The organism is Halopseudomonas sp., from assembly GCF_038130085.1.
GTDB lineage: Bacteria > Pseudomonadota > Gammaproteobacteria > Pseudomonadales > Pseudomonadaceae > Halopseudomonas.
This window is the reverse complement of the sequence record NZ_JAYPMU010000013.1, coordinates 1-17,282: the sequence shown is the minus strand read 5'-3', so window position 1 is coordinate 17,282 and position 17,282 is coordinate 1. Positions and strand designations below refer to the sequence as shown.

The 17,282-nt window shown below is 63.3% G+C and carries 19 protein-coding genes; 10 read left to right on the top strand and 9 right to left on the bottom strand.

The window, feature by feature from the left end:
* Nucleotide 1 precedes the first annotated feature (1 nt).
* Nucleotides 2-556, bottom strand: a complete 555-nt coding sequence (locus tag AAFM31_RS11245; protein ID WP_341708031.1) for a TetR/AcrR family transcriptional regulator — start codon at nt 554-556, stop codon at nt 2-4.
* An 86-nt stretch (nt 557-642) separates the two neighbouring features.
* Here AAFM31_RS11245 and AAFM31_RS11240 point away from each other — a divergent pair, with 86 nt between their 5' ends.
* Nucleotides 643-1,143 (top strand): HPP family protein, encoded by a 501-nt coding sequence (locus tag AAFM31_RS11240; protein ID WP_341708030.1) that lies wholly within the window; start codon nt 643-645, stop codon nt 1,141-1,143.
* Between the two features lie 431 nt (nt 1,144-1,574).
* On the opposite strand, the gene AAFM31_RS11235 is transcribed toward AAFM31_RS11240, so the two are convergent.
* The 5 genes from AAFM31_RS11235 to AAFM31_RS11215 form a co-directional block, all read right to left on the bottom strand.
* Nucleotides 1,575-2,138 carry a TetR/AcrR family transcriptional regulator gene (locus AAFM31_RS11235; protein WP_341708029.1) on the bottom strand — a complete coding sequence of 188 codons (564 nt, stop codon included), beginning with the start codon at nt 2,136-2,138 and terminating at the stop codon, nt 1,575-1,577.
* A 33-nt stretch (nt 2,139-2,171) separates the two neighbouring features.
* Nucleotides 2,172-5,273, bottom strand: coding sequence for an efflux RND transporter permease subunit (locus tag AAFM31_RS11230; protein ID WP_341708028.1), 3,102 nt, complete (start codon nt 5,271-5,273; stop codon nt 2,172-2,174).
* 1 nt (nt 5,274) lies between these two features.
* The gene (locus AAFM31_RS11225) at nt 5,275-6,387 is read right to left on the bottom strand and encodes an efflux RND transporter periplasmic adaptor subunit (protein WP_341708027.1); all 1,113 of its coding nucleotides are present in this window, start codon (nt 6,385-6,387) and stop codon (nt 5,275-5,277) included.
* Between the two features lie 95 nt (nt 6,388-6,482).
* Nucleotides 6,483-7,619: a thiolase family protein gene (locus AAFM31_RS11220; protein ID WP_341708110.1), complete on the bottom strand. Its 1,137-nt coding sequence runs from the start codon at nt 7,617-7,619 to the stop codon at nt 6,483-6,485.
* Nucleotides 7,620-7,710: 91 nt separating this feature from the next.
* Nucleotides 7,711-8,313 (bottom strand): TetR/AcrR family transcriptional regulator, encoded by a 603-nt coding sequence (locus AAFM31_RS11215; RefSeq protein ID WP_341708026.1) that lies wholly within the window; start codon nt 8,311-8,313, stop codon nt 7,711-7,713.
* A gap of 127 nt (nt 8,314-8,440) precedes the next feature.
* Here AAFM31_RS11215 and AAFM31_RS11210 point away from each other — a divergent pair, with 127 nt between their 5' ends.
* The 4 genes from AAFM31_RS11210 to AAFM31_RS11195 all read left to right on the top strand — a co-directional run bounded on the left by AAFM31_RS11210 (nt 8,441) and on the right by AAFM31_RS11195 (nt 11,346).
* Nucleotides 8,441-9,010: a carboxymuconolactone decarboxylase family protein gene (locus AAFM31_RS11210; protein WP_341708025.1), complete on the top strand. Its 570-nt coding sequence runs from the start codon at nt 8,441-8,443 to the stop codon at nt 9,008-9,010.
* Between the two features lie 420 nt (nt 9,011-9,430).
* On the top strand, nt 9,431-10,024 hold the full coding sequence (locus tag AAFM31_RS11205) for a TetR/AcrR family transcriptional regulator (protein WP_341708024.1): 594 nt from the start codon (nt 9,431-9,433) through the stop codon (nt 10,022-10,024).
* The gene (locus AAFM31_RS11200) at nt 10,014-10,895 is read left to right on the top strand and encodes an alpha/beta fold hydrolase (RefSeq protein WP_341708023.1); all 882 of its coding nucleotides are present in this window, start codon (nt 10,014-10,016) and stop codon (nt 10,893-10,895) included. The genes AAFM31_RS11205 and AAFM31_RS11200 overlap by 11 nt, the downstream gene beginning before the upstream one ends.
* 19 nt (nt 10,896-10,914) lie before the next feature.
* Entirely contained in the window at nt 10,915-11,346 is a 432-nt protein-coding gene (locus tag AAFM31_RS11195) for a PaaI family thioesterase (protein ID WP_341708022.1), read from the top strand.
* 133 nt (nt 11,347-11,479) lie between these two features.
* Here the strand turns inward: AAFM31_RS11195 and AAFM31_RS11190 are convergent, their stop codons facing one another.
* Nucleotides 11,480-12,160, bottom strand: a complete 681-nt coding sequence (locus tag AAFM31_RS11190; protein ID WP_341708021.1) for a type 1 glutamine amidotransferase domain-containing protein — start codon at nt 12,158-12,160, stop codon at nt 11,480-11,482.
* Between the two features lie 152 nt (nt 12,161-12,312).
* On the opposite strand from AAFM31_RS11190, the gene AAFM31_RS11185 reads away from it, so the two are divergent.
* Genes AAFM31_RS11185 through AAFM31_RS11175 form a run of 3 tightly spaced genes read left to right on the top strand, consistent with a single transcriptional unit; the run spans nt 12,313 to nt 14,698 of the window.
* The gene (locus tag AAFM31_RS11185; protein ID WP_341708020.1) at nt 12,313-13,056 is read left to right on the top strand and encodes a 5-oxoprolinase subunit PxpA; all 744 of its coding nucleotides are present in this window, start codon (nt 12,313-12,315) and stop codon (nt 13,054-13,056) included.
* Nucleotides 13,053-13,751 carry a 5-oxoprolinase subunit PxpB gene (gene pxpB, locus AAFM31_RS11180; protein WP_341708019.1) on the top strand — a complete coding sequence of 233 codons (699 nt, stop codon included), beginning with the start codon at nt 13,053-13,055 and terminating at the stop codon, nt 13,749-13,751. Before AAFM31_RS11185 ends, pxpB begins: the two co-directional genes overlap by 4 nt.
* A complete protein-coding gene (locus AAFM31_RS11175) occupies nt 13,748-14,698 on the top strand; it encodes a biotin-dependent carboxyltransferase family protein (RefSeq protein WP_341708018.1) in 951 nt (316 codons plus the stop codon). The genes pxpB and AAFM31_RS11175 overlap by 4 nt, the downstream gene beginning before the upstream one ends.
* Nucleotides 14,699-14,785: 87 nt before the next feature.
* On the opposite strand, the gene AAFM31_RS11170 is transcribed toward AAFM31_RS11175, so the two are convergent.
* Nucleotides 14,786-15,010, bottom strand: a complete 225-nt coding sequence (locus AAFM31_RS11170) for a DUF2798 domain-containing protein (protein WP_341708017.1) — start codon at nt 15,008-15,010, stop codon at nt 14,786-14,788.
* 1 nt (nt 15,011) lies between these two features.
* Nucleotides 15,012-15,503 (bottom strand): DUF2938 domain-containing protein, encoded by a 492-nt coding sequence (locus AAFM31_RS11165; RefSeq protein WP_341708016.1) that lies wholly within the window; start codon nt 15,501-15,503, stop codon nt 15,012-15,014.
* 82 nt (nt 15,504-15,585) lie between these two features.
* Here AAFM31_RS11165 and AAFM31_RS11160 point away from each other — a divergent pair, with 82 nt between their 5' ends.
* Nucleotides 15,586-16,020, top strand: a complete 435-nt coding sequence (locus AAFM31_RS11160) for a helix-turn-helix domain-containing protein (protein ID WP_341708015.1) — start codon at nt 15,586-15,588, stop codon at nt 16,018-16,020.
* Nucleotides 16,021-16,903: 883 nt separating this feature from the next.
* The gene (locus AAFM31_RS11155) at nt 16,904-17,248 is read left to right on the top strand and encodes a hypothetical protein (protein WP_341708014.1); all 345 of its coding nucleotides are present in this window, start codon (nt 16,904-16,906) and stop codon (nt 17,246-17,248) included.
* The last annotated feature ends 34 nt before the right edge of the window (nt 17,249-17,282 follow it).

The window sequence follows — 17,282 nt, the reverse complement described above, 5'->3', positions numbered from 1 at the left end:
GTCACTGGCTCGTCGACCAGATAACCTGTGCGGCAGCCCGCGCGCCATCAACCAGTGCTGCCCGCTGCGCCCTTTGCACCTGCGCGCCGACAATCAGGCCCTCACCAAGCAAAAACAACTGGGTAGACACCCCCTCCGGGTGCGGTGCACCAGCGCCAGCGCACAGCGCCAGCAGGTACTGCTGAATGTCTGCCTTGTGACCTGCCGCCTGCTGATGTGGGTCGCTATCGGCCTGCGCGAACTCCGCCGTTGCGTTGATGAAGGCACAACCGCAAAAGCCCTCCTCCTGAACCCATCCAGCAATGAAATCGATATAGGCCAACGGGCGTTGATCAGCCGCTGCGGCATCGACAAACGCACGCATTCTGGCCATGAACTGCGTGTGGCGCAGCGCCAGCGCCGCATTGATCAGCACATCCTTGCTCGGGTAATGCCGATACAGGGTCTTCTTGGTAACACCGGCTTCGCGGCTGAGCAGCTCCACACCTGAAGCATGGAAACCATTGCGGTAAAACAGCTGCAGCGAGGAAGCAACGATGTGTTGGGCTACGTCCATAGGTATACCGATCGGTTGACTAAGAGATACTGATCGGTATACTAGCCCGAAATCGTTCCCTTTTCACCCTTTGTCAGGATGCCCTCATGTCAATCCGCCGCTTGCTGCACTCTGATGCACCACCCGCTCCACCGCTGAAGTTCGTTCTGCTGTCGTCGCTGGGCGCCCTGATCGCGATTGCCATCACCGGCGGTCTGAGCGTGTTATCCGGTATTCCGTGGTTGATGGCGCCGTTCGGCGCCAGCTGTGTGCTGGCGTTTGGCGTGCCTGATTCGCCGTTGGCGCAACCGCGCGCCATCATCGGCGGCCACCTGGTGGCGACCGCCGTCGGGCTGGCGGTGCTGGCCCTGCTGGGTGACAGCTGGCTGGCCTGCGCGGTCGGCGTAGCACTGGCCCTGGCAGCCATGCAGCTGACCCGCACCGTGCACGCCCCGGCAGGTGCCGATCCGCTGGTGGTGATCATGGCGCATGCGCCGCTGAGTTATCTGGTCTCGCCAGTGCTGGTGGGGTCGATCGTGATCGTGCTGACGGCCTGGGCGGTCAACAATCTGCGCAGCCCGCGGAGTTATCCGAAGTATTGGCTGTAAGGTGCGGCGGCCAGAAACTCTCATGGCAAACCAAAGGGGAGCAATGAGTATTCACCTCTTCTTGAACTCCAGCCTTCCATAGATTGGGACGAATATCCGCAGACAGGTTTCCAGCCTGAGCGGTGGCTGACTCCTCCTTTCGCCTTTTACGGCGAGCCAAGGGGGGCTGCTTGCCCAGCCCCCCTTAGCGATCCCCCGGTGCACCCGGCTACGCGGCCCTTCGGGTTCGCTGCGTTGCTCGATTTATCGGGGAGCCACAAAACTCGTCGCTTCGCTCCTCAGACATCCTGTGGCTCTTTTTCCCGATAAATCTGCGCTACTCGCCCGCGTAAACGGGACGAAACCCGGTGCACACTTCACCATCCGAGCATCCGGTTTCAAACAAAAAGCCCCGCTGCTGCCAGCGGGGCTTTTTATTTACCACCTGCGAATCAGACCGACTCGGTCAGCGCTTTCAACTGCTCGCGGGTATTACTCAGCAGCTCCGCAGACAAGGCTTCGTCCTTAACGCTACGCGACAGCAACAGCGCACCGACCATCGCCGACAGCACCAGCATGGCCTGTGCGCGGCTGTCTTCGCCCGGCAGCTTGCTGGCGATGTTGTCCAGCCGGTCTTCCACCACCTCGTCGGTAATCTCGCTCTGCTGGCCGCGCTGACCCAGTTCGGCAGAGATCGTCGGCAACGGGCAACCCTGTTCGGGGTTGGCCCGGTGGCCTTCGGACAGGTAGGTATCGAACAAGGCTCCAAGCGGCACATCCGGGCCGGTGTGCATGGCCAGTGAGGTCTTCAGGTTGTCGACCGCGTGACGCAGCGCCTTTTCGACCAGATCGTCCTTGGATTTGAAATGCGCGTAGAAGCCACCGTGGGTCAGGCCGAGCGCTTTCATCAGCGGCTGCAGACCGGTCGCACCAACGCCGTCACGACGGAACCGACGTGCCGCCTCGTCAAGAATCAGCTGATGGGTTTTGGCCTTGTGGTCTTCTGAGTAGCGCATGCCGCCTCCTTACATTGAATGCCGGTCATCATCTTACATCGAATGACCGGCGCTCGCCTCTGTCGATTCCAGCTGAGCCGACGAACGTGCGCCCTTGCGCTCCAGTACCAACGCGCACAGCGCCGGCAGGAACAGCAAAGTCAGCAACGTCCCCATGGTGACCCCGCCAATCAGGACAAAGGCCAACGACGACCAGAACACCGAGAAGGTCAGCGGCACGAAGGCCAGCGCGGCTGCCAACGCGGTCAGCACCACCGGGCGGGCGCGACGCACGGTGGCCTCGATGATCGCCTCGCGAATCGCCATGCCCGCGTGCTGGTTCTGCTGGATCTGGTCGGTAAAGATCAGCGTGTTACGCATCAGAATGCCGCCAATGCCGATCAGCGCCAGAATCGCGTTGAAGCCGAACGGCTGGTTGAACACCAGCAACGCCGGCACCGCGCCGACCAGCCCCAGCGGCGCCGTGGCGAAGACCATGAACATCAGCCCGAACGAGCGCACCTGGAACATGATCACTACCAGCATCAGCAGGATCATGATCGGGAACAGCACCGCCAGTGCCTTGTTGGCGATAGCACTTTCCTCAACCGGGCCGCCGATAGTGATGTGATAACCAGCGGGCAGCGTTTCGACCAGATCGGTCAGATCACGGTAGGCAGACATGGCTGCATCCGGCGGTTGAGTGCCAGCGACGATGTCGGCGCGCACCTCAAACGTCAGCTCGCGGTCACGGCGGCGCAGGATCGGGTCTTCCATCACCGGTCGGAAGTGCCCGACCTGACGCAGCGGGATCGACTGACCGGCATCGTTGGTGATGGTCAGATCGTCGATGCTGCCCAGATTCTGCCGCTGCGCATCCACCGCGCGCACCACCACCGAAACAGTACGGGTGCCTTCACGCACCTCGGTGATCGGGTTGCCGGAGAGCAGGGCGTTGATCTGCGATTTGACCTGCGCCGGGGTAAAGCCGAGCAGCCGCAGACGGTCCTGATCCAGTTCCAGTCGGTAGCCGCTGGCCTTCTCGCCCCAGTCGATAAAGGTGTCGCGGGTCAGCGGATTGGCCTCAACCCGCTCACGCACTTGCTCGGCAATCACGCGCAGCGGCCCCAGCTCCGGCCCGCTGACGCGGAACACCACCGGGAAGGGCACCGGCGGCCCGAACACCAGCTGGGTGACCCGTACCCGCGCCTCGGGGAATTCACCGGCCCGCACGCGCTCGCGCAGGCTGGCAATCAAGGCATCACGGGCAGGCGCGTCGGCAGTCTGCACAATCAGCTTGGCAAACGCCGCATCCGGCAGCTCCGGGTTCAGCGAGAGGAAGAAGCGCGGCGCGCCGCCACCCACGTAGGAGTCAACCATCAGCGTCTGCGGCTCGGCCATGATCGCCTGCTCAACCCGACCCACCACCGCTTCGGTGTTCTTGAACGCGGTGCCCGGCGGCATATAGACCTCAACGATCACCTCGGAGCGGTCGGAGTTGGGGAAGAACTGCTTGTTCACCACTTTCATGCCCATCACGCAGAGCACAAAGCTGACCAGCACCAGGCCGGTTACCAGCCAGCGGTGACGCACACAAAACAGCACCGTGGCGCGCAAGCGCTGGTAGATCGGGCCGTCATAGAGCGCATCGTGCCCACCGGGCTTGGCCTTGATGTTCGGCAGCATCTTCACGCCCAGATACGGCGTAAACACCACTGCCACCACCCAGGACGCAATCAGTGCAAAACCGACGATCCAGAAGATATTGCCGGCGTATTCGCCAGCGCCTGAGCGGGCGAAACCCACCGGCAGGAAGCCAATGATGGTCACCAAGGTTCCGGTCAGCATCGGCGCGGCGGTGGACGACCAGGCGTAGGTCGCGGCACCCAGCCGATCCATGCCTTCCTCCAGCTTCACCACCATCATTTCGATGGCGATGATGGCGTCGTCGACCAGCAGACCGAGCGACAGAATCAGCGCACCCAGGGTAATGCGATCAAACTCGCGGCCGGTCATCATCATCACCACAAACACCACCGCCAGCGTCAGCGGCACCGCTGCAGCGACCACCAGACCAACCCGGAAGCCGAGCGCCAGCAGGCTGACCAGCATCACCACCCCAAGCGCAACGAAGAACTTGAGCATGAACTCGTCGACCGCGTTGCGAATCTTGCTGGCCTGGTCCGAGACCTTGGTGAACTCGATGCCCAGCGGCAGGTTCTGCTGCACCCGTGCCTCTTCGGCCTGCAGCGACCGGTCCAGCTCCAGCCCGTTGAAATGCTGCTGCATGATCACGCCGAGCATCAGCGCCGACTCGCCCTGATGGCGAATGCGGTAGCTCGGCGGGTCTTCATAGCCCTGCCGCACCTCGGCCACATCGGCGATGCGCAACACCCGACCGTTGGCGACCACCGGCACGTTCTCAATCTGCTCCAGACTGTCGAAGGCACCGTCGAGGCGGATATAGGCGCGCGGCCCGGCGGTTTCCACCGAGCCGGACGGCGCGACCGCGTTCTGGCGCGCCAACGCGGCGAAGATCTGCTCCGGCGTCAGCCCCAGCGTTGCCAGGCGCTGATAGGAGAACTCGACGTAAATACGCTGCGCCTGCTCACCCAGAATGTTGACCTTCTTCACCCCCGGCAGCTGCAGAAAATCCTGACGCATACGCTCGGCCAACTGCACCAGCTGACGGTGCGGCAACTGCCCGGCCTCCAGCGCGTAGAGAGCGAAGTAAACATCGTTGTATTCGTCGTTGAAGAACGGCCCGTTGACGCCGCTCGGCAGTTTCGCCGCCTCGTCACTGAGCTTCTTGCGGGTCTGGTAGAACAGCTCGGGCACCAGCGCCGGTGGCGTGGAGTTGAGGAACTGCACCTTCATCGACACAAAACCGGGCTGCGCCGTGGTTTCTACCCGGTCGTAGTAATCCAGTTCCTGCAGGCGTTTTTCCAGCCGATCGGCGACCTGCTCCTGCATCTCACGCGCGGTGGCGCCCGGCCAGACGGCGGTAATGGTCATCACCTTGACGGTAAACGACGGGTCTTCGGCGCGCCCCAGTTTGCTGAAGGCAAAGGCCCCTGACAGCAGAATCGCGATAATCAGAAACAGCGTCACCGCCGGGTTGCGAACCGCCAGCGCAGACAGATTGAAACGGCTCATGTCAGAGGCTCCGTGCTGCTTCAGTCCCGGCCAGCTGACCTTCTGGCAGCAGCTTGACGGCGTCACCTTCGTGCAACAGATGGGCACCCAGCGCCACCACCCGCTGGCCGTCCTCCAGACCGCCGCTCAGCACCGCGAACTCCTGGCCCAGGCTGGCGACCTCAACCGGGGTAAAGCGCACCCGGTTGTCCGCATCAACAACCCAGACGCCGGTACCCGCGCCCTGATCCAGCAGCGCACCCAGCGGCACCCGCAACTGCGGCGCGCGCTGGCTGTCCTGCAGGTGGATGCTTACGGTAGAACCGATCGCCAGCGGCTCGGCGGAGGTATCCAGCACATAACGGGCGCGGTAGGTGCGGGTCACCGGATCGGCCACCGCCGACAGCTCACGCAGGGTGGCCGCGATGGGTGTATCCGGCTGGCCGAACAGGTAGGCGCGCGCCTCGGTGGACGCCAGCGCACGCTGGGTTTCCGGGATATTGATCACCGCCTCGCGGGCGCCGCTGTGCGCCAGTCTGGCGACCACCTGACCGGCCGCCACGACCTGACCCTGGTCGGCCAGCACGTCGGTAATGATGCCGTCGGCATCAGCAGTCAGGGTCGAGTAACCACGGCGGTTCTCGACCTGTGCCGCATCCGCGCGAGCGGAGGCCAGGTTGGCTTCAGCCACGCGCAGCTCGGTCACCAGTTGATCGTGCGCCTGACGCGAGACTGCGCCGTTTTCCGCCAACTGTCGGTAGCGCTGCTCGTCACTCTGCAGCTGACGTACCGACGCCTCGGCTGAGCGCACCCGCTGCCGGGCAGCACGCAGGGCCAACTCGAAGTCATCCACGTCCAGCACCAGCAGCACGTCATCGCGCTTGACCCGATCACCCGGATCAACCCGCCGCTCGATGACTTCACCGGCAACCCGGAAACCCAGTTCGCTTTCGGTGCGCGCGGCCACCACGCCGGTGAACAGTGCGCCGTCATTGGCGACCGGATGAACCTCCATCGACAGCACCAGGCGCGCAGGCGCCTCGCTGTTCTGCGCGACGGGTGCGGCTTCGTCACGGCACCCCAGCAAGCCACCCAAGAGACCAACCAGCACCGCCAATTTGGCTGCAGACTTCATGTTTTCTCCCTGCGGGCCTGCCTCGACCCTGTTGTTATCCGATTTCGAACAGCGTGGAAATGGGGCGGCAATGCCGCCCGCTTTCCGACTGCCGGTCAGATGGCTTCCAGAAGCGTCGCCACACCCTGCCCACCGGCGATGCACTGGGTCGCCACGGCATAGCGGCCGCCCGTGCGCTTGAGCAGGGCCGCGGCCTTGCCGGTAATCCGCGCCCCGGTTGCACCGAGCGGGTGTCCCAGCGCCAGCGCGCCACCGTCCAGGTTGACCCGCTCCAGCGGCATGCCCAGCTCACGCAGGCAGGCCAGTGACTGGCTGGAAAACGCCTCATTGATTTCCATCAGGTCGACATCATTGATGGTCAGACCGCCGCGGGCAAGTACTTTACGCGTCGCCTCGACCGGCCCCATGCCCATGATTTCCGGTGCACAACCACCCACCGCGATGGCCTTGATACGCGCCAGCATCGGCAGATTGTGGCGACGGGCGAAGTCTTCGGTGCACACCAGCACCGCGGCGCTGCCATCGGTCAGCGGCGAAGACGTACCCGCGGTTACCACACCGCCAAAGGCCGGTTTCAGCCCCGCCAGCGCCTCCATATTGGTGCCGGGGCGGATACAACCGTCTTCGCTGACCACGCCGTCCGGTGTCGTAACCGGCACGATCTCGTCCGCCAGCAAGCCGGCTTCGCGCGCCTCGGCGGCCTTGCTGTGCGACAGCACCGCCAGCGCGTCCTGATCCTCGCGGCTCACCTCATAACGCCGCGCCACTTCCTCTGCGGTATGCCCCATCGCCATGTAGACCTCGGGGAACTCCTGCAGCAGCGTCGGGTTGGGCGAGGGGGTAAAGCCACCCATCGGCACCCGGGTCATCGACTCGACACCCGCAGCGATATAGGCCTCACCGGCACCAAGCATCAGTTGCCCGGCGGCAAAGTGGATCGCGGTCATCGACGAGCCGCAGAAGCGGTTCACCGTCACGCCGCCCAGGGTCTCGGGAAAGCCGGCGCGGAAGCTGGCGATGCGCGCGACGTTGGTGCCCTGTTCACCCTCGGGGTAGGCGCAGCCCATGATCACGTCTTCAAGCAGGGCGGGGTCCAGATCGAGCCGCTCGACCAGACCACGCAACACCTGGGCTGCGAGGTCATCGGGGCGCAAGTTGATCAGGCCGCCCTTGCGGGCAAACTGGAACGGGGAACGCAGGTAACCGGCAATTACGACGGAGGTCATGGCAATGCTCCTTACGGACAGAGGGCCCAATCGCCCATTGAATTGCGACCATAATTTAACTGGGCGCAATTAAATGTCAACCATAATTTAAAAACGATCAGGGAGTGCGATACGCAGCCAGCAAGGCTGCCATGTCCTCAGCCAGCTCAACAAAATGGGTCGAATCAATCGCCCGCTCGGTGAAGCAGCGCAAACCGATTACCTGTGCCTGCAGCAGCCGCGCCAGGCGGTTGCAGTCAACCTCGGGGCGGATCTCGCCAGCAGCCTGAGCCTGCTTCAGCGCAGCGGCAAAGCGCTGCTCCATCAGGCCGAGAATGCGATCCGCCTGGGCACGCAGCTGCGAGTCTTCCGGATTCACTTCCAGCAGCGTCTTGATCAGCATGCAGGCCCGCGGCGGCGCGCCATCGCGCCACTGACAGGGGCCAGCCAGCGCCAGCAAATAGTCATTGAACCCCTGCAGGCCCACGCTGCCGCCCTGCAGACACTGGCTCAGCTCATCGGCCATCTGCTCGGCATAACGGTTCAGCACTTCGCTGAACAACCCTTCCTTGCTGCCGAAGGTGGCGTACAAGCTGCCGGGGCGCATATCCAGCGCCTGCTCGATATGTTTCATCGAGGTGGCGTGATAGCCACGTTCCCAGAACAGATCAACGGCGCGATCCAGCGCCTGCTGGCGGTCGTGACGGGCGGGTCTGGGCATGGAGCCTCCGGGAGTATTGGGGGGGGGGATTCTGAATGACCGCTCAAGAATAACTTGAACGATCGCTCAAATACAGCTAGCGTATTTTTGAGCGATCAATCAAAAACCGCAAACCGAAGGAAATACCATGTCCGATTTCACCCTGCACCGTCTGGAAAACGCACCAGAAGCCGCCCGCCCACTGCTGGAAAACTCCCTAAAGGGCTTTGGCATGATCCCTGGCCTGCACGCCGTGATGGCCGAAGCACCGGCCCTGCTGGAGGGCTATCAACTGCTGCATGCGCTGTTCCAGAGCAGCAGCTTCGACCCCGAAGAACTGACCGTGGTGTGGCAAACCATCAACGTCGAGCATGGCTGCCACTACTGCGTGCCGGCCCACACCGGCATTGCCAAGGCGATGAAGGTGTCGGACGAGATCAGCGAGGCGCTGCGCAACGAAACCCCGCTGCCCACCGCCAGGCTCGAAGCCCTGCGCACCTTCACCCTGGCCATGCTGCGCCAGCGCGGTGAAGTCGATCAGGCCCAGCTGGAGGCGTTCTACGCCGCCGGTTACGGCCAGCGTCAGGTGCTGGAAGTAATTCTCGGGCTGGCCCAGAAGGTGATGAGCAACTACACCAACCACGTCGCCCAGACCCCGGTCGATCGTGCCTTTGCACCGTTTGTGTGGGAGCCGAAGGCGGCGCGCAAGGCGTCTTGATCCAGGTGCCACCGCCACTGCGCGCCGGCCGAGTTGGAACTCGGCCTTCCCGACAGCACCCACGGGAGGGTCGAGCTCCTGCTAGGCCAGCAAACTGGCAGGCATAGCCGCACCTCTGCAGCCGGACGCAGTACGCGGGAACGATCAGGATCATGGCTGCGTGCAAGACATCGAGACCGGAGTACATCCGCCGCTCCGCGCTGGCCGAGTTGGAACTCGACCTTCCCGACAGCGCCCACGGGAGGGTCGAGCTCCTGCTCGACCAGCGAACTGGCAAGCATAGCCGTACCTCTGCAGCCGGACGCAGAGTGTCCTAACAGGCACGTCCTGACAGACATTCCCACGCAGAGCGTGAGTTCCATTACTAGGCATTGCACTTCCTGCTTTACTCTATAGACCGATCGGTCTATAACTAGCGCCATGAGCAAAGAAGATAGCCGCCATATCCTCGTCAAAACCATGCAAAGCGCTTTGCAGAGCAAAGGGCTGCACGGCGTTGGCTTGACTGAGATTCTGAAAACCGCCGGGTTGCCCAAGGGCAGCCTGTATTACCACTTTCCCGGCGGCAAGGAAGAGTTGGCGCTGGCCGCCATCGCCAACGCCGAGCAGGAGATGGCGCGGTTTCTGGAGCAGGTGTTTGCCCGCTTCGATGACCCGCTGGAGGCACTCGCCGCCTGGATCGACAGCGGCCTGCAGCGCATCGCCGCCAGCCGCTTCAAGCTCGGCTGTCCGCTGGCCGCCGCCGCACTCGACTGCTCGCCCGACGACACCGATATGCTGCTAGCACTGAACGGCGCCTTTGCCAATCTGCGCGACCTGCTGACCCGCCATATCAGCCGCGCCGGCTTCCCGGCTGAAGCCGCTGCCGACCTCGCGGTACTAGTGCTGACCAGTTACGAGGGCGGGCTGATGATGGCCCGCGCCGCGGGCAGCACCGAACCGATCGAACGCGCCTTCCGCGCCCTGCTCAGCCACGTTCGCCTGCAACAAAAGGAGTTTGCCGATGGCCACTGAATCGCTCGCCCCACGCGACCTGACCCTGACCGCCGCCGACGGCTACCAACTCAGCGCCACCCTCTACCCGGCCAGCCAGCCACGCGGGCAGATTCTGGTCGGCAGCGCTACCGGCGTGCCACAAGGCTTCTACCGCCGCTTCGCCGAGTTTGCCGCCAGCAACGGCTTCACCACCCTGACGCTGGACTACCGCGGCATCGGCGCCTCGGCACCGGCCAGCCTCAAGGGGTTCAACATGAACTACCTCGACTGGGCCGACAAAGACCTCGCCGCGGGTGTCGACTATCTGAGCCAGAGCGCGCTGCCGCTGTATCTGGTCGGTCACTCGTTTGGCGGTCACGCCTTCGGCCTGCTGCCCAACCGCGATGCCATCAGCGCCGTCTACACCTTCGGCACCGGCGCCGGCTGGCACGGCTGGATGCCCAGCGGCGAGCGCCGCAAGGTGCAGTTCATGTGGAATCTGGTGCTGCCGCTGATCGTCGCCATCAAGGGCTATCAAGCCTGGAACTGGCTAGGCCTTGGCGAAGACCTGCCCAAGGGCGTGTACCGCGACTGGAAGCGCTGGTGCCGCTACCCGCGCTACTTCTTTGAAGACCCGAACATGGCCTGGCTGAATGAGCACTTTGCCGCCGTACGCACGCCGATTGTCGGTGCCGTATCGCTCGACGACCTGTGGGCCGGCCCGGAGTCGCGCGACGCCTTTATGAGCGCCTTCAGCGGCGCCGCCTATCAACCGCGGGATATCGACCCCAAGGCACTCGGTCTCAAGCCACTAGGCCACATGGGCTACTTCCGCTCCCATGCCGAACCGCTCTGGCGCGACGCCCTGGACTGGTTTGCCCAACACACCAGCGCGGCCAATGCCGCCTGATCGACCGAAGGAAGCTGTGATGAATCCGAAAGAAATGACCGGTCTGCAGATCATGCAGGCCGCCGCCGCGGGCCATGTACCGGTTGCGCCGATTGCCAAGACCATCCCGATGCAGGTCAAGCTGGCGGAAGAAGGCCGAGTGGTATTTGAAGCCACCGCCGATGAAAGCCACACCAACCCGCTGGGCGGTGTGCACGGCGGCTTTGCCGCCACCGTGATGGACTCGGTCACCGGCTGCTCGGCGCACACCATGCTGGGGGCGGGCGAGGGGTACGGCACCATCGAGCTGAACGTGAAGATGTGCAAGCCGGTGCCGTTCAACAAGACGCTGATCGCCGAGGGCAAGGTCATCAACAAGACCCGCCGCCTGATTATCAGCGAAGGCTACCTGCGCGACGAAAACGGTTCGCTGTATGCCTATGCGACGGCGACCAATATGATTCTCAGCTAGGAGCCTCAAGCCTCAAGAATGGCGCCCACCGGGAAGGCCGAGTTCCAACTCGGCCATGGCGATGCGCCCAAGTCCGCTGGTCGAGCGGGAGCTCGACCTTCCCAACCTCCAATCAATCCGCCACACCCCCCGGCTACACCTTCAACAGCGCCAACAACTCGCGCGCCGCCTTCTCCGACGAGGCCGGGTTCTGGCCGGTGACCAGCAGGCCGTCGACCAGCACGTACTCGCCCCAATCCTCACCTTTGCTGTACACGCCGCCCTTGTCCTTCAGCGCGTCTTCCAGCAGCAGCGGCACCACGTCGCTCAGGCCCACCGCGTCTTCCTCCGAATTGGAGAACCCGGTTACCCGTTTGGCGCCAACCAGATACTCGCCGTCCGCCGCGCGGGCGTTGAGCAGCACCGCTGGCGCATGGCACACCGCCCCGATGGGCTTGTTCGCCTTGGCGAAGGCATTGAGCAGCGCCAGTGAATCGCTATCGGTGGTCAGATCCCACAGCGGGCCGTGGCCACCGGGATAGAACACCGCATCAAAGTCGTCTGCCGATACCTCACTCAGTTTTACCGTCTGCGCCAGTTGCGCCTGCGCGGCGCTATCGGCGTCGAAGCGTTTGGTTGCCTCGGTCTGCGCATCTGGCTCGGCACTCTTGGGGTCCAGCGGCGGCTGCCCACCCTTGGGCGATGCCAGCGTGATCTCGGCGCCGGCATCGCGCAGCACGTAATAGGGCGCGGCAAACTCCTCCAGCCAGAAGCCGGTTTTGTGGCCAGTGTTGCCAAGCTTGTCGTGCGAGGTGAGAACCATGAGAATTTTCATATCGCGCCTCCCTACAATAGAGTGTCTGACAATAGTAGCTGCCGCAGCGCAACACAGCGCCGGGCAGCATTGATACTCACCCATTCCGGCAACACACAGCGCAGATGGTTCACTCGCTGTAGGCCCACAACCGCACAGGAAGATCAGCACACATGCAGCCGCTACAGCTCAACTGCGACATGGGTGAAAGCTTCGGTGCCTGGACCATGGGCATGGACGAAGCCGTCATGCCGCATGTGCACAGCGCCAACATCGCCTGCGGCTTTCACGCCTCCGACCCCTCGACCATGCGCCGCACCGTCGCACTGGCCGTGCAGCACGGCGTACGTATCGGCGCGCACCCGGCCTACCCGGATCTGGTCGGCTTTGGCCGCCGTTCGATGGCCTGCTCAACCCAGGAAGTGGAAGACCTGCTGCTCTATCAGCTTGGCGCACTGGATGGCATCTGCCGCGCCGAAGGCGCCGCCCTCAGCTACGTCAAACCCCACGGCGCGCTCTACAACGACATGATGAAGCAGCCCCCGCTGCTCACGGCGGTGATGCGCGCCGTCGCCCGCTTCAACCCGCAGCTGCCGCTGATGCTGCTGGCCCGCCGCGATAACAGCGAGGCCGAGCAACTGGCCGCCGAGCAGGGCATCGGCCTGCTGTTTGAAGCCTTCGCCGACCGCGGCTACGACCCGGACGGCTACCTGCTGCCGCGCAACCAACCGGGCGCCGTCCATCACGACCCGGAACGCATCCTGGCCCAGGCGCTAGCCTTCGCCCGCGGCGAGCCGATCACCGCCAGCGATGGCAGCCAACTGCATCTGCGCGCCGACAGCCTCTGCGTACACGGCGACAACGCCGAATCGGTCGCCGTGGTCGCCCGCATCCGCGCCGCACTGGACGCACTGTGAACCTGCGCATCGAAAGCGCCGCCATCGACAGTCTGATGGTGCGCCTGTTCGATCAGATCGACGAAGCCAACATGCCCTGGCTGATGGCCGCTGCAGAAGAACTGCGCACAGCGTTCGGCGCGCAGCTGATTGACCTGGTGCCGTCGTACACCACCTTGCTGCTGCATTACGACCTGCACGCCCTGAGCGAAGCAGACGCCATCGCGCTGATCCGCAGTAGCCTGCACAACCTGCAACCGCTGACGAATGAGACCGGCACCCTGCACGCCATCCCGGTCTGGTATCACCAGAGCGTCGGCCCCGAGCTGCCCGCCATCGCCCAGCGCGCCGGACTCAGCCCGGAGCAGGTGATCGCGCAGCACTGCAGCCGCGACTACCCGGTGTTTACCCTCGGCTTCGCGCCCGGGTTTGCCTACATGGGACTGGTAGACGAAGCGCTCGCCTCGGCCCGCCTTGCCACCCCGCGCCAGCGCGTGCCCAAGGGCAGCGTCGGCATCGCCGAACGGCAGACCGCCATCTACCCGCTGACCTCACCCGGCGGCTGGAACCTGATTGGCCGCTGCCCGTTGACCCTGTTCAGCGCCGAGCACGGCAGCCTGCTGCAACCCGGCGACCGGGTGCGCTTTGTGTCCATCGACCACGCCGAATTTATCCGCCTGGGCGGCGACGACACGGCGATGGAGGCCAGCGCATGATCGAACTGCTGGTCGAACACAGCCTCGGCTTTGCCCAACTGCAAGACGGCGGCCGCTTTGGCGTGCGCCATCTGGGCATCACCCAGGGCGGCGCGCTGGACTGGGTCGCCATGCAGCAGGCGAACTGGCTGCTTGGCAACGCCGCCGATGCCGCCGTGCTCGAAATCCCCCTTGGCGGCCTGCAACTGCGCGCGCACGCCGAAGGCTGGCTGGCACTGAGCGGCGCCGATCTCGATGCGAAACTCGATGGTCAGCCACTGGCACCCGGTCAGGCCTTCCAGCTGCGCCACGGCCAGACCCTGCAGTTCAACAGCCCGAAACGCGGCGTACGCGCCTACCTCGCCACCCCCGGCGGCTTTGCCGCAGAACCGGTGATGGGCGCCGTCGCCACCGTCATGCGCGAACAGCTTGGCGGTTTGCACGGCAGCGGCCGCGGCCTGCACAACGGCGACCGCCTGCAGGGCAAGGCCAGCGATGCCGAACCGCGCACTCTGCCCGCAGACGCGCTCTGGTATCCGGGCAATGAAGTCGTGCTCGATCTGATCCCCGGCGCACAAATCGCGGCCTTCGCCGGAGCCAGCCTGTTCGCCGCCTTCAACCAAAGCTGGACCCTAGACCAACGCGCCGACCGCATGGGCATGCGCCTCACCGGCCCCGCGCTGCGCTATCAGGGCCAGGCCCTGATCTCCGAAGGCATCCCCCTCGGCGCCGTCCAGGTACCGCCAGACGGCCAACCGATCATCCTCATGAACGACCGCCAGACCATCGGCGGCTATCCACGGCTGGGGGCGGTGACGCCGCTGGCGCTGGCGCGGTTGGCGCAGTGTGCGCCGGGGCAGAAGGTGAGGTTGCGGGTGGTAAGTCAGGAAAGCGCGCGGCGAGAGATGCTGAACGTTATCAGCACCCTGCAAGCACAGGGCGCACTGCCCGGGCTAGCGCATCCGTAGGGTGGAGAAAAGCGCAGCGTTGTCCACCAAGCGGCATCTGACGCAACGCGGAGTTGAGGCATACGCCGTCCGACGCTCCGCCACCACTCACACCGTCAACCACCCCACCAACCGCCGCACCCAGGGCGCAACCAAGGTCACCGTCGGAAACGCCACCGGCCAGGTCAGCGCGCAGCTTCTGAGCCACGCCGCAACAAAGTGCTCATCGATGCCCTGGGTGACCGCAATCACAAAGGCCGACACCAAGGTCACCATGATCGCCGACAGCAACGCGCCAAACACAATCGGAGCAAAACGCGCAGGAATAGCCATGTCAGGCTCCTTTAACAGCATTGAGAAGCAGCGCTGAGCCATACAGGCCCAAACCGAACACGCTATGGGTGATCAGACTCTGCAAGCGCGCAGCGTTCGGGCGCGGCGTGCGACTCGCCGCAACGCCTACGCCCATGCCGGGCTGCATCAGCAGAAAGGGCGCCGCCACCGTCACGATGCCCCAAGCCAAGGCGGGCATTAGCGTCGGCTGACGAAGCCATTCAGCCCCGCACACCGCCACCAGCAACAGCGCAAACACCACCCCAATCAGGTAATGCGCGCCCCAGCCAAGCAGCCGCTCCGCAGGCACCGGTGAAGCCGCAGCGATGCGCTCATGCCGAAAGCGCCCCTGCTTCATATGCCCCAACCAACGCCCCACCAACCCATAGTCCGCTGGCGGAATCCCCAGCAGCTGTTTACGCACCAGCCCCCAAGCGTCCATCACCAGCGTTGCGCCAATTCCGATGATCACCGCGCTCCATAAATCATTCATTTTCTGCCTCCTGTGAGTTGCCCTGGACGGGCAGAAAATGCACGATGCCACTTAAAGTCGACTTGAAGTCAAGGGCGCACCAATGGACATCAATGAGGTCTCGAAAGCATCCGGTCTACCAGCCTCCACACTGCGTTATTACGAAGAAAAGGGGTTGATCAAATCGATTGGCAGACGCGGCCTGCGCCGGGCATTTAACCCGCGCGTGGTGCAGCAACTGGCACTGATCGCCCTGGGCCGCGCGGCGGGGTTTTCACTGGGTGAGATTGCGCAGATGTTCTCGCCAGACGGCCGCCCCGAGATTGATCGCGAACAGCTGTCCAACCGAGCCGACGCACTGGACCGCAAGATTCGCCAACTCAGCAACCTGCGCGACGGCCTACGCCACGCCGCCGCCTGCTCCGCGCCCAATCATCTGGAGTGTCCGAAGTTTTGTCGGTTGATGGATGCGGCGGCGACCGCTGCTAAAAGTAAGAAGACCCGTAAGAGCAAGGTGAGTCCGCCGGAGGCAGTGTGAGCGCAGCTCCAGCGTCATCCTCGGCAGCTCAGGTCAGCCGATACTCGCACCAACCGCACCATTGATCGTTCCCACGCTCCGCGTGGGAATGCCTGTCAGGACGCTCCGCGTCCCATCCCTCCGGCGCCACCTCGTTCGTAGGGCAACGGCATGCCGTGGCCGTGCTGCCTCCACCATCGCAACGTTGCTCGACATTTACGGCACCGTCCTGCTCGCCTTTCGCCTTCACGGCGAGCCAAAGGGGGCCGCTTGCCCGGCCCCCCTTGGCGATCCCCCCGGGCACCCGGCTACGCGGCCTTTCGGGTTCGCTGCGTTGCTCGGTCTGGCGGGGAGTCATAAAACTCGTCGCTACGCTCCTCAGACAACCTATGACTCTTTTCCCCGCCAGCCCTGCGCTACTCGCCCGCGTAAACGGGACTGGGGTCCGTGCATTTGCCACGTCCGCAGTTGCGCGACAAGGCCGCGCTACTTGATCTAGCCTTTAGCCGTATTCAGGGTTGGCAAATGCGGCGTGTAGTAGCACTATCAAATCACCGCAACTCTCGCGGCCCCGTCAGGAGGCATGGATGCTACATAGACTCGACTCATTTCATCTCGAATACCTGATAGCACCGTCACCTACGTGCAAGCCTTCGCGGTCGGCCAGCGGAGCATTAAGCCTCGCGCGGTTTAACGTTCAGCACTCACGCGCGATGGCCGTTAATCCATTGAAATATAAGAGGATATTAGATCGCTGCATCCGGCGCTATGCTGCGTATTAAAGTTGGCGCGATCTAATCACTGTTAGACTTCTATTCAATACCGCCGCGAAGGTCGTTAAATTTCTATGAAACAAAGTAACTCAGTTAAAAAATTCATTAAGTGCCATAACCGAGCCGTCGGAATGATTAAGCGGCATTGGGAAGCTTGGAAGGCAGGCGGCGCAGTATGGGATGAATCAGATGATGATCTGTTTCGTGCAGGAATAGTTTTGTCAGTCGCAGCAATGGACGCATATTTTACGGATAGGTTTTGCGAGGCATTGGTGCCTTATATTAAGAAAGAGGGCTTGAATAAAGGACTCAAAGAGCTTCTTTCAAATTCCGGCATGACACTTGAAAAATCTATTGAGATGTTTGACAACAAAAGACCAAAAAGGGTCATGTCAAACTTGGTGCGAAGACATCTATCAACATTCGTCACGCAAAACTTTAAGACCGTAGATAAACTTGGCTGCGGCAAAAACTGAGTGCAACACCTGACCTTTCCGGTACGGTGCTGCC